Source organism: Seramator thermalis, assembly GCF_004138125.1.
Classification (GTDB): domain Bacteria; phylum Bacteroidota; class Bacteroidia; order Bacteroidales; family Dysgonomonadaceae; genus Seramator; species Seramator thermalis.
In genome coordinates, this window is sequence record NZ_RXHS01000004.1 from 80445 (window position 1) to 97083 (window position 16639).

Genomic DNA, 16639 nt, shown 5'->3' on the forward strand with positions numbered 1-16639 from the left:
TTCGTCGTACTGACGTCTATCACGTGTGGGACGGTTTCCGTCCCACTTTTTCAGCCAAATGAAAGCTTAATTCTCGTTTTCATCCAATTGAATATGAGAAATCAAAAGGAAGCCATAAGTTTTTTGTCTTTCCGACAATATTTTTGAAGCAAGAATGTGATAATGAACGATTGATACGGATTTTCAAAAAACATCTTCATCGCTATTTTGTATTGCGAGAATTATTCGTAATTTTGCGAACAACAAATTGAGATAATCATTACAACTATGGTTTACCCCAAAAATAAAGCATACGACATCGATACCGAAGAGTTGGCACGTTTCGCCAAAGCGATGGGACATCCCGCCCGCATCAACATTCTTCGGTTCTTGGCTTCCATGGACAGTTGTTTTTTTGGCGATATTTGTCAGGAACTTCCCATTGCAAAAGCTACCGTTTCGCAACACTTGACGGAACTGAAAAACGCAGGATTAATCAGAGGCGAAATCGAACCGCCCAAAGTGAGATACTGCATCGATCAGGAGAATTGGGAAAAAGCCAATGAAGCTTTCCGGCAATTCTTCTCGAACATTCAATCCAAAGAAGTTTGTTGTAATCACGAAAATTAATTGTCCGGATTAAGAGACGAAATAAAAGAAAAATTCTACTAATTTTATCAAGATAATTTACAGCCATGAATCTGATTTACACCATTGTCAAGGTGCTGCTTTCGTCCATTGTGCTGGTAGCCGTTTCCGAAATATCCAAACGAAGTACTTTTATGGGCAGTATATTGGCTTCCATCCCGCTGGTTTCGCTGTTGGCCATCATTTGGCTGTATATCGATACCAAAGACACGGCACAAATTGCCTCGTTGTCCAGCGGAATTTTCTGGCTCGTGATCCCTTCACTCGTCTTTTTTATCGTGTTGCCCGTGCTGCTGAAAAGGAGTCTCAATTTTTGGCTGTCACTTGCTATTTCGTTGGCACTAACTATTATAGCCTATTTCATCATGCTATTTATTCTCAAAAAATCAGGAATACAACTCTAAAATTCAATAATATGGAAAAAAATATCAAATCCGTTGTCAAAGACACGTACACATTGATCGCCAAGCAATCGAAAGAACAGAACGAAACTTCCTGTTGCGGCGTTGGCGGATGCTGTTCTACTGTCGATTACGCCGTTTTCAGTGAAAACTACCGCCAACTGAAAGGTTATCACGAAGATGCCGATTTGGGATTGGGATGCGGCATACCTACCCAATTTGCGTCCATCAAAGAGGGCGACAGTGTACTCGATTTGGGCAGTGGAGCGGGTAACGACTGTTTTGTTGCCCGTGCCATCGTAGGGGAAACCGGTAAGGTGGTCGGTATTGACTTTACCGATGCCATGCTGGAAAAAGCATATAAAAACAATGCCAAACTGGGTTTTCGAAATGTGGAATTTGTCAAGGGAGATATTGAGGATATGCCGTTGGAAGACAATCAGTTTGACGTGGTGATTTCCAATTGCGTATTGAATCTTGTTCCCGACAAGCGGAGGGCTTTCGACGAAATCAAACGGGTATTGAAACCCGGCGGTCATTTTTGTGTGTCGGATGTAGTCGTAAAAGGCAATCTTCCCGAAAAATTGAAAAACGATGCAGAAATGTATGCCGGTTGTGTTTCGGGAGCTATTGAGATGCAGGACTATTTGGACATTATTCAGGAAGCAGGGTTTCAATCGGTTACCGTTCACAAACAAAAGGAGGTGCAACTGCCACAGGAAATTTTACAGAAATACCTCAACGAAGAGGAAATTCGGCAGTTTAATCAAAAGGAAATCGGAATTTTCAGCATCACCGTTGCAGGAGAGAAAGCGATTGAAGGCAGCATAAATTAACCTGTGTCAAGATTTATTTTCTTACACCTCCCGTTCCATTTTTTCCCTGTCAAACTACGGATCGGCTTATATTAGGGGGTAAGTTTGTCATTCAATGGCTATATCGTCAGCTACAAGCCTCAACGATGATTCATTGTGCATCGATCATTGTCTATCATTGTCTATCTTTTCCCTCTTTTATATTGTTCAGGAAAAGGCATACCCGCTGTATTAAGCGGAAAGTAGGGATTCCGGAGCAATTCACGACCCAAGAGTACCATGTCTGCCTGTTTGTTTTGCAAAATACGTTCGATCTCCTCCGGTTGAGTAATCAATCCTACCGCAGCAACACCAATTCCTGTTTTTCGTACCGCTTCGGCAAAAGGTACTTGATAAAGAGGTTTTATTTGTATTTGTTGGGTAGGGATATTCCCTCCGGACGAACAATCGATGATGTCAACGCCTCTCTCTTTCAGAATTTCGGCGAGTTTCACCGTATCACGAATGTCCCAGCCTCCTTCTGCCCATTCGGTTGCCGATAGTCGTACTATGATCGGGAGATCGTTATCCCATACCGTTTTGACGGCATCAACAATCATTAGTAGTAACCGAACTCGATTCTCAAAACTTCCTCCAAAACGGTCAGTACGCTTATTCGTTAACGGAGAAAGAAATTCAGAAATAAGATAGCCGTGCGCTGCATGAATTTCCACAGCTTGAAAACCGGATTTTGATGCTCTTAATGCTGCTTCTCTAAAATCGTTTATAATTCGAGAAATTCCATCCTCCGTAAGCTCTTCAGGCGGTAACTCGTTGTCGTAATACGGAATAGGAGATGGCGCAACTGTTTGCCAACCGCCTTCGGAAGGAAGTAACTGTTTTTCACCATTCGAAGGTTTGTCGTGCGAAGCTTTTCGTCCGGCATGAGCCAATTGAATTGCAGGAACGCAACCTTGCGAGCGGAGGAACGCCGTTATCTTTTTCAACGGTTCAATCTGTTCGTCTTTCCAAAGCCCCAAATCGTATGGGGAAATGCGTCCTTCGGGTGAAACAGCGGTAGCTTCCTGAATAATCAATCCCGCGCCTCCAATGGCTCTGGTGGCATAATGAACAAAGTGCCAATCGTTTGCCATTCCGTCCGTAGCCGAATACATACACATTGGCGACATGCCTAGACGGTTCTTAATCGTAATGGATTTGATTTTGAGTGATTCTCTATATAAATTCATGATGATATTTTTGCAAATACAAAACAAGTGAAATAGAGGAAATGTTTTCGTGTTGCAAGAAGAGACCTATTGACCATCTGACAGAAATAGATAACTTAACCGACAAAGAAATTAAAAAAGTAAAAAACGTTATTCGGGAAACCTTTGTCGATTAAAGTGTATTTAATACTCTGATTAACAGTATATGCTCATTTTTTAGGTAAAAACTTCTCTTTTAACGACCCAAAAGTCGTTTTCTCAAAACAGCCCGCTGATCATTCCTCCATCGATCTGGATGGTAGTTCCGTTGATGGAACGTGCATTATCGGAACAGAGATAACAAACCAAATCGCCCAATTCCTGAGGATCCATGTAACGCTTGTGCGGCAAATCGGCAACAGCCTTTTGCTCAAACTCCTCAACAGTCATGCCGGCTGCTTTGGCACGTACTTCCGTCAACCGGATAATGCGATCGGTTTTGAACGATCCGGGACAAACGTTGTTGATGGTAATACCTTTCGAAATCAACTCCTTACTGATGGTTTTGGCATAACTCACAACGGCCGAACGAAAAATATTCGATAAAACCATGTTCTCCATCGGCTCTTTTACACTTGTGGAAACAATATTCACAATGCGTCCCCAACCGCTTCGCTCCATATATGGCAGACAGAGGTTAATCATGCGGATGTTGTACTTCAGCACCGACTGATAGGCCTCGTCGAGATCGTCTTCCGATATTTCGCGGAAAGTGCCGGGCTTGGGACCGCCCGAATTGTTGACCAAAATATCTATCGTTCCAAACTTTTTCACCGTTTCGTCCACGATCCTTCTGTTATCGTCTGCCGATGACATGTCGGCATTCAATGCCAACACTCCGACACCTAATGCTTCGATTTCTTTTTGCGTTTCGTGCAATGCATCAACATTGCGCGCACAAATGGTAACATTCACTCCCTCACGAGCAAGCGCAATAGCACACGCTTTTCCCAATCCTTTGCTGCTTCCGCCAACAATAGCAGTTTTTCCCCGTAAATTGAAATTCATCGTTTGTTTTTTCTGTTTATAACATCTCAAGCGAATTGTTGTTGCTCAATTTTATCAAGTTATGCGAAAAAAACTCATTTTTTCGTAACTTTGCATTTCATTTTCGATACGTTAAAATCGATACCTTGCATCTGAGAAAATCATCCACATGCAACGGTTCGAGTAAAACAAACAGAGCACACAATATGTCAAAACAATTCAAACGCACCCTCATCACGGCAGCCCTGCCCTATGCGAATGGTCCCGTACACATCGGTCATCTTGCCGGAGTGTATGTACCTGCAGATATCTACGCCCGCTATTTGCGCCTCAAAGGCGAAGAAGTGCTTTTCGTCAGCGGCTCTGACGAGCATGGGATTCCCATCACCATCAAAGCCCGCAAGGAAGGCGTTTCGCCTCAAGACATCGTGGACAGATATCATTTTCTCATCAAAAAATCGTTTGAAGATTTCGGAATATCATTCGATATTTATTCGCGCACCTCATCAGATATTCACACCAAAACATCTTCCGATTTCTTTCTGAAAATGTACGAAAAGGGGGAATTCGTCGAACAGGAGACCGAACAGTATTATGATGAAGAAGCGCAGCAGTTTTTGGCCGATCGCTACATCACCGGAACCTGCCCGATATGCGGCAATGAGCGCGCCTACGGCGACCAATGCGAAGCGTGTGGTTCGACGCTCAACCCCACCGATCTGATTAATCCGAAATCGACGATAAGCGGCAGTAAACCCGTAATGCGCCGTACCAAACATTGGTATCTCCCACTCGACAGGCACGAAGCATGGCTTCGTCACTGGATTCTGGACGAGCACAAAGAATGGAAACCGAACGTGTACGGTCAATGCAAATCGTGGCTCGACCTCGGGTTGCAACCACGTGCCGTAAGTCGCGATCTGGACTGGGGAATTCCCGTTCCTCTGCCAAATGCCGAGGGAAAAGTGCTGTATGTGTGGTTTGATGCACCCATCGGATATATTTCGAATACAAAAGAACTTTGCGGACAACAGCCCGAAAAATATGGGAACTGGGAAAAATGGTGGTGCGACCAAGACACCAAGCTTATCCACTTTATCGGCAAAGACAATATCGTATTTCACTGCATTGTTTTTCCCACCATGCTCAAAACCGAAGGTTTATTCATCCTGCCCGAGAATGTGCCTGCTAACGAGTTTCTGAACCTCGAGGGCGACAAAATATCCACTTCGCGCAACTGGGCAGTGTGGCTCAACGAATATCTCGAAGATTTTCCAGGTAAGCAGGATGTGCTTCGTTATGTACTTACTGCGAATGCTCCCGAAACAAAAGATAACGACTTTACGTGGAAAGACTTTCAGGCACGCAACAATAACGAATTGGTAGCCATACTTGGCAATTTCGTAAATCGCGCGCTAGTGCTAACGCAGAAATATTTCGACAATGCGGTTCCCGCTCTTGGCGATCTTTCTGATTACGATCGCGAAACCATTCGCAACATCGAAGGAGTAAAAAACGCAGTGGAACAGAACATCGAACAGTTCCGTTTTCGTGAAGCATTGAAGGAAGCGATGAATTTAGCACGCATCGGCAATAAATATCTGGCCGATTGCGAACCGTGGAAAACCGCTAAAACAGATATGAGCCGAACGGCGACCATTCTGAATCTGTCACTGCAAATAGCCGGAAACCTGACAATTGTGCTCGAACCATTTTTGCCGTTTTCCACCGAAAAAATTCGATCATTCCTCAACTTGCCCAAAATCGATTGGAAAAAACTTGGCAGTATCGATCTTTTGCCCGAAGGGCATCGATTGGGGAACGCCGAATTACTTTTCGAGAAAATCGAAGATGACGTGATCGAACGTCAGGTTCAGAAACTGCTCGACACAAAAAAAGCGAACGAAGATAGCTCTTACCACGCGAAACCCGTGAAAGAAACCATCGCTTTTGATGCATTCGAAAAACTCGACATTCGGGTAGGGACAGTGCTGGAATGTGAAAAAGTTCCCAAGTCGGACAAACTTTTGCGATTTTTATTGGACGACGGATTGCAGAAACGTACCATATTATCGGGTATTGCCGCTTATTATCCCGATCCGCAAGCGCTTGTCGGGAAACAGGTATGCTTCATCGCCAATCTGGAACCCCGAAAACTCAGAGGATTTATGTCGGAAGGCATGATTCTTTCGGCAGAAGATGCCGATGGTTCGCTTGCACTTGTCGAACCATCCAAAATGGTTCATCCGGGAAGTGAAGTGAAATAACAAGATATTTTTGTTTTTTTAATAAATGACGGCGTAACTTTTTATGTTTCAAGCCGTCATTTATTATGTAATGCAACCACTGATGCCAAAGAAGAATAGTAAAAAAAGGAATTTCTAATTTTCAACGATAAATAATACTTTTGGGGAAAAGTGAAGTCTTGCGGCTTCACTTTTCTCTTTTTAAGAAAAACACCTCCGAAATCAAAAAATCAACGATTATTCTTGTAAATTTGTGTTTTCAAACATGTAAAGTCTTTGCAAGATGAGTAAAAACGACACTTTCAAAAAGATGCTTCCCGACTTGATCGCGATCATAGCATTCGTAATTCTCTCTTTCGCCTATTTTGCCCCCGCCATTCTCGACGGAAGGGTTATTGCGCAACATGATTCACTGGCTGCCATTGGTCAGGGACAGGAACAGCGCGACTATATGGAACGGCATAATGGTGAGCGCACGCGCTGGATCAATTCCATGTTCAGCGGAATGCCCACCTATCAGATGTCGCCCACCTACGATTCGACCAAGCCACAGGATTTTGCAAAAAAAGTGTATTCGCTTTTTTTGCCCAATTACATGTATTTGCTTTTCATCATGCTGCTCGGTTTCTACATCCTGATGCGGGCTTTCGATGCATCGCCATTAATCAGTGCTTTGGGAGCCATTGCATGGGCTTTGTCGTCCTATTTCCTCATCCTCATCGCAGCAGGACATATTTGGAAATTCGTCACCTTGGCCTACATACCTCCTACGATTGCGGGATTGGTATATGCCTATCGAAAAAAATATCTGCTCGGCGGATTGCTCATGATGATTTTCGTCGCTTTTCAGATTTCGGCCAATCACATTCAGATGAGCTATTACTTTTTGTTCGTAATGCTGTTTTTTGTGATAGCCTTTTTCGTGGAAGCGCTTCGCAAAAAGAAACTTCCCGATTTTCTAAAATCGACGGGCGTTATCGTAATTGCAGGTCTGATTGGCGTACTGGCCAATGCCTCAAATTTATATCACACCTACGAATATTCAAAGGAAACCATGCGCGGCAAATCGGAACTGTCGCATCACGATGCCGGAAACAAAACCAACAACGGTCTGGAGCGCGACTACATCACCGCATGGAGTTATGGCATTGGCGAAACATGGACGCTGCTTGTTCCTAATACCAAAGGAGGTGCATCGGTGCCACTATCGGAAAATGAAACAGCCATGAAAAAAGCTCGTCCTGAATACGTACAGCTATACCAACAAATTGGTCAATACTGGGGAGATCAACCCGGGACATCCGGTCCGGTATATGTGGGAGCGTTTATTTTGATGCTCTTCATCTTGGGATTATTCATTGTGGAAGGGCCGGTGAAATGGGCATTGCTGGTAGGAACAGTTTTTTCGATTTTGCTTTCGTGGGGGAAAAACTTTATGGGACTCACCGATTTTTTTATCGATTATATTCCCATGTACAACAAGTTTCGAACCGTGTCATCCATTCTCGTGATTGCCGAATTCTGCATTCCGTTGCTGGCAGCCCTCACCCTTAAAGAGTTGATTCAGCATCCAGAAAAGCTGACGAAAAACATGAAATATCTGTATATCAGTTTGGGGCTGACCGGAGGAGTGGCTCTTTTGTTTGCCGTAGCGCCGAAAATGTTTTTTCCTTCGTTCATTTCGGCATACGAAATGCAACAATTGCAAACACTTCCGGCAGAACATGTTCGTGCAGTTATCGACAATCTCACCGAGATGCGCGTTGCCATGTTCACTGCTGACGCATGGCGAAGCGTGATCATCATTGCCATTGGAACAATTTTACTGTGGGCACTCATCAATAAAAAACTAAAACCCGAAATGGCAGTGTCGGGAATTCTGGTATTGAGTTTAATCGATTTATGGTCGGTGGACAAACGCTACCTCAACGACAGCGATTTTACACAACCGACCACCGTAAGTCAAACTTTCGCCAAGACGCCTACCGATCAGCTCATACATCAAGACACCACAAAATATTATCGCGTGCTCAACATGGCTACCAGTACTTTCAATGACGGTGTCACTCCTTATTGGCATAAGTGCATCGGAGGATATCACCCTGCTAAACTTCGCCGCTATCAAGATTTGATCGATGTGTATCTGACAAAGGAAATGATGTCGCTGCAAAACGATATCATAAAGACGCAGGGAAAAATGGATTCGGTGAATGTAGATGGATTTAAGGTGCTGAACATGTTGAATACGAAATGGATTATCATGCCGGCACAGGGAGGGAGTACGCTTCCGGTAGCAAATCCCTACAATCAGGGCAATGCTTGGTTTGTAAATGATATTCGTTTCGCGAATACGCCCGACGAAGAGATTGAGGCTTTGGGAAAAATGGATCTGCGCACACAAGCGGTAGCCGACAAAAAGTTCGAACCACTGCTAAAAGGATTTAACGTTACGCCGAAAGATTCAGCCTCTACCATTGCCCTTTCATCTTACGATTCGAACATACTCACTTACAACGTGGATGCAAAGAAAGATGAACTGGCCGTATTTTCCGAAATATATTATCCGCAAGGTTGGCAAATAACCATTGACGGTAAACCGACTGAAATGTTACGTGCAAACTATACTTTGCGCGCGCTGCCTATTCCGCAAGGAAAACACACGGTGGTTTTCGAATTTGCACCAAAGAGCATCAAGGTTACCGACACGATTGCGTACATAGCGCTACTCATCATGTTATTGACTGCCGGATGGATCGTCTGGAAAGAAATGAAAGGAATAAAAGCCAAAAACTAATAGCTTTAGTTATCGTCCACACAGGGTTTTGAAAGAACAGTATTGGCAATTTTTTTCGTTGTCGGTTTGCTTGAAAGGAACGTCGGGATTGAACATCTCGGACAAACATTGATTCAACAAATCGGTAAACTCATCAAAATAAACCGAAGCATCGCTCACGCGTTCGGGTTTACTTGAAGAGGCGGCCTTTAGAGAAATAAATGGATCAAAGTTTTCGGAATAAATCGATCGCATAAAATATAAGGCAGGCGACAACTTTCGACCGGGAAATTGTCTGTCATAAAAAAACGAGTACAGGAAAACCTGCAAAATCTTCGACAAATCGGCATTGCGTGAGGTATCGAAGAGAAATGGTAATTCGGAAAACACAGTACTACCTGCTCCCGTTTTGTAATCGACAATTCGATAGATATCTCCCTGCATATCGATGCGGTCGATACTGCCCTTGAACTGAACCACCAAGTCATCGTTCACCCGATAAGCAGTTTCGAATTTGTATTCTGAACCAATGTAACGAAAAGGCGTAAACGACTTGTCCACTTCGAGAGTCTGCTTTACATAACTGCGAATGACTTCACCAATCAAATAATTTTCGCCAACAAGCGGTTGGACGTTTGCATCATCTCTGAAATAATACCTTGCAAAAGCCTTTTCTATCAAAGTGTTCAAATAGTCGTCGTCCTTAATAATAACCGACAACGCGTCGGGTGTTACCATTTGGTTTTCGTATCGTCTGTAAATCTGCTCCATCACCCGATGAAAAATCGAACCGAAGACATCCGACTCCACCTTCTCGCTCACTACTTCCTCATCCGAAAACCCTTCGATCGCCGAAAAATAGAATTGCAACGAGCAATTGATATAATTATTGAGCTGTGAAGCCGAAAGCCACAAATCACCACCGGCCCTGAATCTGTCGATTTTTTGCATAACAGAAGGTGTTTTCTCAATCGAAATTGAAGGCATAGCTGATGCGAAAACATTATAAGTAGCCACGCGTTCGCGAATATCGAATGCATCGCCGTACAAAAACTTCAGTTGCGTGAAGTACCGACTTACTTCGCCCGTTTGCAAACCTTCGGTGCGTGTGTCGTAGAGCATGAAAATGCGCCTTGCTCTACCAATCATGCGATAGAAATGATAGGCATAGGTGCTATCCTGATGCTCGTAAGTAGGCATTCCGAATCCTTTACGGAGGGTATAGGGAATAAACGAATTGGCACTACTTTTCACGGGAAAAACACCTTCGTTCATCGACAAAAGAATGATATTTTCGAAATCGAGCACACGCGTTTCAAGGACACCCATCACCTGCAATCCCGAAAGCGGTTCACCGCTGAATGAAACGCTAATACCCTGTGCCAAACGCTTCAACAAACGAAAATAGACATCAACAGATATACTGTCCACATTCTTCAATGTATCACTCAATCGGGTAATGGCTTTGTAATATTGCACGACGAATTCTCTTTCGAGATCGATGGACGAAGCATCATTTTTCGGCTCATCAATGTGCAATTTCTCGGTCGTCAGCGAAGAGTAAATAGTTTGCATAATGAGTTGCAGATAACCCGGAATCTGTCGCCAATCAGATATAGGTTTGAAAATGAGCCGGAGCAATTCTTGTTGAGGAATGTCCGACAAGGAAACAACAACACGATTATTCGCAACAATATAATTTTTCAACTTTTCAGCTTCATCTTTAGACGAAGCCTTAACAAGCGGATGATTGAGAATTGCGGTTACAAATCTGTGATAAAAAACAGTTTCACCGTCACGCGAAGTGCGCACATTGTGTTGCAAATCTGCAATATGATTCACAAGACTGGCAACCGATGCGTGCGACATAGCATAACCCATCGTTACGTTGATTTTCCCGATTTCCGGAGGAATGGAGTACAGAATGGGGAGGAGCAAATTTTCATCAGGCAAAACCACCGCGGTTTGAATTGCCTCGTCAGGATCGGTGATTGCATTGGTCTCAATCAGCTGCGAAAGAAGTTGCGAAACATATTTTGCCTGTCCCACAGCCGAAGGCACTCCGATAAGCTCTATAATAGGTTTATCGCAATCCCTCTCATTTTTTTCGATCTCGAAACGAGAAGGAAAACGACGTAAATTATCCTTTATCCAAAACGAAGCTTTGTTTTGTGGATCATTCACCATCTGAGATTCGTAATCCCAATAAAAATCAGCTTTGCCTACGTTTCGAAGATATTCCATCAACGCTATTTCCGAAGGCGTGAGCGCATTGAGCCCGACAAAAACATACGAGTGAGCATTCAACACAAAATCATCTTTGGCAAGCGCCTTTTCGGCAACATATCGAAACGTCATTCCCTCGTAAGCCCAACCCTTTGTTTCAAGCGCCGAACGAAACGAAGTGTACAGCTCGAAAAGAATTTGCCATGTCTCCTGAAATTTTTTCTTCGAATCGCTCAACCCACCGGACATGAAGTTACTCCAAAAACGCCGGATAGCTTCGATTTGTGATGCCGAAAGGTAAGATTTATCATCCTCAAGCGATTTCAAATCGCGCACATTCCGAAAAAGTTGTCGCGCATCAATCAGATATTTGTCCACATCATCGAAATCATTCAACAGCATTTCACCCCAAAACAAGAAATCGTCAAATGATTCGTCGGCATTGCCGATTTGTTGATAACAGCGATAAAGCTCTGTCAGCAAAGCAATCCGATCGGCTGTTTGATAGGGTGACAATCCTACAAAAAGTTCCTGAATGGTGACTATATCCGGCGAGAAAATTGGTTTCCCCGCTATCTCCGACAGATATTTTTGAAAAAAAACGCCGGCACGCTTATTCGGAAATACAAACGTATGCTTGTAGAGCTCGTTTGCAAACTGTGAGTAGAAAATGTCGGCGACCCGATATAGGAATGGTTTCATTTCAATTTTATTGCTTGTCAAAAATACGCAAAAAAACAGAGATTCGAGAAATGCGTCCACAGATTGAGAGAAATTTAATTTCACGGCATATACTGTACACGAGGAACACACGACCACTAAAAAAGCCGCAAGAGACATTTGCTCTTCCGGCTTTCCGCGGTTTTTTTCAAGTTGTATCAGATATATTTTTTACACTATGCCTTGAGCCATCATAGCGTCGGCTACCTTCATAAAACCGGCAATATTGGCGCCTTTGACATAATTGATGTAATTTCCTTCTTTTCCGTGCAAAACACACTGTTCGTGAATGTCACCCATAATTTGATGCAACCGGCTGTCAACTTCTTCGTTCGACCATGAAATATGCATGGCATTTTGTGTCATTTCCAATCCCGAGCAGGCCACACCTCCTGCGTTAACCGCCTTACCGGGAGCAAAAAGCATGCGATTTTCAATAAAGAAATCGACGGCTTCAGCCGTGCAACCCATATTCGAAACCTCTGCAACAAGCATCACATCATTTTCTTTCAAGCGTTTGGCGTCCTCCAAATTCAGTTCGTTTTGAATAGCGCATGGCAGCGCAATATCCACTTTGCATTCCCACGGTTTCTTTCCGGGGAAAAACTTGGCCTTTGGGAACTGATCCGCATAGGGGGCAACAATATCATTTCCGGAATTGCGCAGCTCGAGCATACAGGCAAATTTTTCGGGCGTATTTATGCCTTCTTCATCGTAAATATATCCATCGGGACCGGAAATAGTAACAACTTTGGCACCAAGTTCGGTAGCCTTTACGGCAGCACCCCACGCCACATTCCCAAAACCGGACAAAGCAATCGTTTTACCTTTGATGTCGATATGATGTTCGTTGCACATTTGATAAACAAAATACAAAGCTCCGAAACCGGTTGCCTCGGGACGCAGACGCGATCCGCCATAGCTCAATCCTTTGCCGGTGAAAGTTCCGGTGTGTTCGCGAGCCAATTTCTTATACATTCCAAACATGTACCCGATTTCACGACCACCGACGCCGATATCTCCGGCAGGTACATCCGTATCAGGACCAATGTTACGCCACAATTCGGTAACAAACGACTGACAGAAACGCATGATTTCGGCATCAGAACGTCCTTTTGGCGAGAAATCCGATCCGCCTTTTCCTCCGCCCATCGGCAATGTGGTAAGTGCATTTTTGAATGTTTGTTCGAAACCCAAAAATTTGAGTGTGGATAACGTAACCGACGCATGAAAACGAATTCCGCCTTTGTATGGACCAAGCGCTCCATTAAATTGGACACGATATCCGATATTGACGTGAACTTTACCCTGATCGTCAACCCAAGGCACTCTGAATGTGAAAATCCTATCGGGTTCGACAATCCGTTCGATGATTGCGGCTTTTTCAAATTCGGGATGTTGGTTATACACATCCTCGATGGAAGTAAGTACTTCCCTGACGGCCTGAAGATATTCCGATTCACCGGGATGTTTGGCCTCAAGCTGTGTCATTATGTCATTAACTTTCATAATATAGAACGATTTTAATCGGTTTTACTTGACAAAGGTAAGTAATAATTCGATATTCAGACAAAAATAAAAGAGAAAAATTTCACTTTTTCAAATAATTTCTTTAATTATCCAATACATTGAAAATAGGATATATATCGAAAAAGACAAAAGGAAAACATTTAAGTTATAATTCGATATTGTGTAGAGATAATAATATCAATTTCACACATAATTGTTGCATTTGTTTTCGAATTCGAATTACGACTTACAGAATATAGGAGCAAACAGATTGTTCGCAATTTTTCGGATACGCGATAATTTCGTAATTTTGTATTTATAACGAAAAACCGACATGGGAAAAAATAAATTGACAAAGTTCGCCGAAATGGCCTCGTACAGCAACGTGTTTCAATATCCTTTCGAAAAAATCAAAAGCGAAGTCTTTCCTTTGAAAGGACGATGGAATGAGGAATATTTTCGGAACGAAAACCCCATTGTTTTGGAACTGGGTTGTGGCAAAGGCGAATATACGGTGGAATTGGCCAAACTTTTTCCCGAGAAAAATTTTATCGGGATCGATATCAAAGGTGCGCGCATGTGGAGTGGTGCAACACAGGCCATTCGCCAAAATCTGAAAAATGTAGCTTTCTTACGAACCCATATCGAATTGATTTGTCATTTTTTCGCAGAAAAAGAAATATCGGAAATTTGGATCACTTTTCCCGACCCGCAGATGAACAAGGTCAATAAACGCCTCACCTCAACACGATTTATGAGAGAATACAGTCGTCTGCTGAATGAAAACGGAATCGTTCATCTAAAAACAGACAGCAATTTTCTTTACACCTACACAAAGGAGATGATTCGAATAAATCATCTTGACGTGTATTTCGAAACCGACGATTTATACCGATCGGAATGGCAGGATACTATTCTTCAAATTCAAACATTTTACGAACAACAATGGCGTGCTCGTGGTTTAAACATCAAGTATATTCAGTTCGCATGTCCCCCCAAAAATGACTGGACAGAACCGGATATTAAAATAGAAAAGGATGATTATCGCAGTTTCGGTCGCAATGCGAATTTCAATAAGTCTATTCACTAATGAGAAAATGTGCAAATATGCAAATGTTAGGCAGGTACAAAATTGCGAAAGCAAATCCGATTTTATTCATAAATTTAAAATTTCCGCCAAAGAAGCTGAAGAAACAGAATATGGGATACTCCTTTGCAAGCACTCAAATAATTATCCGTCTGACGAAAGCTTATTTACAAAACTCAAAGAGATTCGGAAAATTATCAATAAAATCATTTACACATCTAAACAAACTTCCTATCCCTTCAGCACATTAATACATCGAAACATTATTAAAAACATATGACACTTTATCCTCAACTTATTATCGATGCACTCAAAACAGTGCGTTATCCCGGAACGGGACAAGATATCGTTTCGGCAGGAATGGTAGGCGAAGACATCCGCATCGACGGTATGAAAGTCAGCTTTTCGCTCATCACCGAAAAAGCCAACGATCCGTTTATCAAATCACTTGTAAAAATGGCCGAGCAGGCCATCCTGACGTATGTGGACAAAAACGTGGACATCAAAGGCAACATTACGGTGAAATCGAAACAACCACCACGCCCTGTCCTCCCCGATTTGCTTCCGGGAGTGAAAAATATCATTGCCGTAGCCTCCGGAAAAGGCGGTGTCGGCAAGAGTACTGTTTGCGTCAATCTTGCAGTGGCATTGGCACAAAAAGGCTATAAAGTCGGACTGCTCGATGCAGATATTTTTGGACCATCCGTGCCGAAAATGTTTGGCGTGGAAGATGCAGGTCCTGTCCTCGAAAACAAAAATGGACGCGACTTGATTGTTCCCGTCGAGAACTATGGAGTAAAAATGCTCTCCATCGGCTTTTTCGTTAAAAAAGAAGATGCCGTGGTTTGGCGTGGAGCGATGGCAAGCAATGCGCTCAAACAGCTCATCGGCGATGCCGATTGGGGTGAACTCGACTATTTTCTCATCGATTTTCCTCCCGGCACCAGCGACATTCATCTCACGCTTGTGCAAACGTTGCCCATCACCGGCGCGATTATCGTAAGCACGCCGCAGGAAGTGGCATTGGCCGATGCACGAAAAGGCATCAGCATGTTTACCGGTGACAAAGTGAACGTTCCTATCCTCGGACTTGTAGAAAACATGTCATGGTTTACTCCGGCGGAGCTGCCGGAAAACAAATACTATATTTTCGGAAAAGACGGATGCAAACGACTGGCCGAGGAATTGGGTTATGCTTTGCTCGGACAGATTCCCATTGTGCAAAGTATCCGCGAAAGCGGGGACGAAGGTCATCCGGTAGCACTCAATGCCGACAGCATAACCGGTATGGCCTTTGCCGAACTCGCCGATCATCTGGTCGTTGCTGTCGATAAGCGCAATCGAGAATTACCTCCGACTCAAATCGTGGGAGTAGCAAAAAAATAAGAAATTAGAGAAAAAGCCCTTCGAAAGAAATATTTTTTCTTTTTAAAAAAGCATATCACCTCATGCAACATCCTCTCCATCAATTTCTTTATTGTCCAAAATGCGGATCGAACCGATTTGTGGAACATAACGTCAAATCGAAAAAATGCCTCGATTGCGGATTTGTCTATTATTTCAATCCATCGGCAGCAGTTGTTGCCGTTATCGAAAACGAGAAAGGTGAAATGCTCGTGGCCATCCGTGCCAAAGATCCTGCAAAAGGGACTCTCGACCTGCCCGGAGGTTTTGTGGATATGTACGAAACAGCCGAAGAAGCAGTCGCACGGGAAGTATTAGAGGAAACATCGCTGAAAGTCGTTTCTACAGAATATCTTTTTTCAATTCCAAATCTTTATGTATATTCGGGATTTGAAGTGCAAACTGTGGATCTTTTTTTTCGATGCAAGATAAACGATTTCAACAACTTGAATGCAAAAGATGATGTTGCACAGCTGCAATTCGTGGCTCGAAAAAACCTACATCCTGCCGATTTCGGATTGGTTTCGATACGTAAAGGAATTGAAAAACTCTTATAGTTTGTTATCGAAAATGCAATGGCGCTATTGCAGTGTAAAA

At 43.2% G+C, this 16639-nt stretch carries 13 protein-coding genes; 9 read left to right on the top strand and 4 right to left on the bottom strand.

Annotated elements, in window-relative coordinates; all coding sequences use genetic code 11:
* The first annotated feature begins 267 nt into the window (after positions 1–267).
* From EJN84_RS04350 to arsM, 3 genes are all read left to right on the top strand, one after another.
* On the top strand, positions 268–609 hold the full coding sequence (locus tag EJN84_RS04350) for an ArsR/SmtB family transcription factor (protein ID WP_129594280.1): 342 nt from the start codon (positions 268–270) through the stop codon (positions 607–609).
* 65 nt (positions 610–674) lie between these two features.
* The gene (locus EJN84_RS04355; protein WP_238943923.1) at positions 675–1031 is read left to right on the top strand and encodes a DUF3147 family protein; all 357 of its coding nucleotides are present in this window, start codon (positions 675–677) and stop codon (positions 1029–1031) included.
* Positions 1032–1042: 11 nt separating this feature from the next.
* Complete coding sequence (gene arsM / locus EJN84_RS04360) at positions 1043–1864, top strand: arsenite methyltransferase (RefSeq protein ID WP_129594281.1); 822 nt, start codon at positions 1043–1045, stop codon at positions 1862–1864.
* 161 nt (positions 1865–2025) lie between these two features.
* On the opposite strand, the gene EJN84_RS04365 is transcribed toward arsM, so the two are convergent.
* Positions 2026–3072 (bottom strand): NADH:flavin oxidoreductase/NADH oxidase, encoded by a 1047-nt coding sequence (locus tag EJN84_RS04365; RefSeq protein WP_129594282.1) that lies wholly within the window; start codon positions 3070–3072, stop codon positions 2026–2028.
* 237 nt (positions 3073–3309) lie between these two features.
* Positions 3310–4098: an SDR family oxidoreductase gene (locus EJN84_RS04370; protein ID WP_129594283.1), complete on the bottom strand. Its 789-nt coding sequence runs from the start codon at positions 4096–4098 to the stop codon at positions 3310–3312.
* A gap of 185 nt (positions 4099–4283) precedes the next feature.
* On the opposite strand from EJN84_RS04370, the gene metG reads away from it, so the two are divergent.
* Both metG and EJN84_RS04380 read left to right on the top strand, forming a co-directional pair.
* Positions 4284–6344, top strand: coding sequence for a methionine--tRNA ligase (metG, locus tag EJN84_RS04375; RefSeq protein WP_129594284.1), 2061 nt, complete (start codon positions 4284–4286; stop codon positions 6342–6344).
* Positions 6345–6606: 262 nt separating this feature from the next.
* A complete protein-coding gene (locus EJN84_RS04380; RefSeq protein ID WP_129594285.1) occupies positions 6607–9117 on the top strand; it encodes a YfhO family protein in 2511 nt (836 codons plus the stop codon).
* Between the two features lie 9 nt (positions 9118–9126).
* Here EJN84_RS04380 and EJN84_RS04385 read toward each other — a convergent pair whose 3' ends face one another.
* On the bottom strand, positions 9127–12024 hold the full coding sequence (locus EJN84_RS04385; RefSeq protein WP_129594286.1) for a PD-(D/E)XK nuclease family protein: 2898 nt from the start codon (positions 12022–12024) through the stop codon (positions 9127–9129).
* A 189-nt stretch (positions 12025–12213) separates the two neighbouring features.
* Complete coding sequence (gene gdhA, locus EJN84_RS04390; protein ID WP_129594287.1) at positions 12214–13551, bottom strand: NADP-specific glutamate dehydrogenase; 1338 nt, start codon at positions 13549–13551, stop codon at positions 12214–12216.
* A 334-nt stretch (positions 13552–13885) separates the two neighbouring features.
* Here gdhA and trmB point away from each other — a divergent pair, with 334 nt between their 5' ends.
* From trmB to EJN84_RS04410, 4 genes are all read left to right on the top strand, one after another.
* Positions 13886–14641, top strand: a complete 756-nt coding sequence (gene trmB / locus EJN84_RS04395) for a tRNA (guanosine(46)-N7)-methyltransferase TrmB (RefSeq protein WP_129594288.1) — start codon at positions 13886–13888, stop codon at positions 14639–14641.
* 7 nt (positions 14642–14648) lie between these two features.
* Positions 14649–14918, top strand: a complete 270-nt coding sequence (locus tag EJN84_RS12530) for a four helix bundle protein (protein ID WP_394343081.1) — start codon at positions 14649–14651, stop codon at positions 14916–14918.
* The gene (locus EJN84_RS04405) at positions 14915–16024 is read left to right on the top strand and encodes an Mrp/NBP35 family ATP-binding protein (RefSeq protein ID WP_129594290.1); all 1110 of its coding nucleotides are present in this window, start codon (positions 14915–14917) and stop codon (positions 16022–16024) included. Before EJN84_RS12530 ends, EJN84_RS04405 begins: the two co-directional genes overlap by 4 nt.
* Positions 16025–16086: 62 nt before the next feature.
* Positions 16087–16599 carry an NUDIX hydrolase gene (locus tag EJN84_RS04410; protein ID WP_129594291.1) on the top strand — a complete coding sequence of 171 codons (513 nt, stop codon included), beginning with the start codon at positions 16087–16089 and terminating at the stop codon, positions 16597–16599.
* The last annotated feature ends 40 nt before the right edge of the window (positions 16600–16639 follow it).

Bases quoted from the DNA above. Each gene is read 5' to 3' on its own strand.
- EJN84_RS04350 (WP_129594280.1), top strand. From the start codon at position 268: ATGGTTTACCCCAAAAATAAAGCATACGACATCGATACCGAAGAGTTG.
- EJN84_RS04355 (WP_238943923.1), top strand. From the start codon at position 675: ATGAATCTGATTTACACCATTGTCAAGGTGCTGCTTTCGTCCATTGTG.
- arsM (WP_129594281.1), top strand. From the start codon at position 1,043: ATGGAAAAAAATATCAAATCCGTTGTCAAAGACACGTACACATTGATC.
- EJN84_RS04365 (WP_129594282.1), bottom strand. From the start codon at position 3,072: ATGAATTTATATAGAGAATCACTCAAAATCAAATCCATTACGATTAAG.
- EJN84_RS04370 (WP_129594283.1), bottom strand. From the start codon at position 4,098: ATGAATTTCAATTTACGGGGAAAAACTGCTATTGTTGGCGGAAGCAGC.
- metG (WP_129594284.1), top strand. From the start codon at position 4,284: ATGTCAAAACAATTCAAACGCACCCTCATCACGGCAGCCCTGCCCTAT.
- EJN84_RS04380 (WP_129594285.1), top strand. From the start codon at position 6,607: ATGAGTAAAAACGACACTTTCAAAAAGATGCTTCCCGACTTGATCGCG.
- EJN84_RS04385 (WP_129594286.1), bottom strand. From the start codon at position 12,024: ATGAAACCATTCCTATATCGGGTCGCCGACATTTTCTACTCACAGTTT.
- gdhA (WP_129594287.1), bottom strand. From the start codon at position 13,551: ATGAAAGTTAATGACATAATGACACAGCTTGAGGCCAAACATCCCGGT.
- trmB (WP_129594288.1), top strand. From the start codon at position 13,886: ATGGGAAAAAATAAATTGACAAAGTTCGCCGAAATGGCCTCGTACAGC.
- EJN84_RS12530 (WP_394343081.1), top strand. From the start codon at position 14,649: ATGTGCAAATATGCAAATGTTAGGCAGGTACAAAATTGCGAAAGCAAA.
- EJN84_RS04405 (WP_129594290.1), top strand. From the start codon at position 14,915: ATGACACTTTATCCTCAACTTATTATCGATGCACTCAAAACAGTGCGT.
- EJN84_RS04410 (WP_129594291.1), top strand. From the start codon at position 16,087: ATGCAACATCCTCTCCATCAATTTCTTTATTGTCCAAAATGCGGATCG.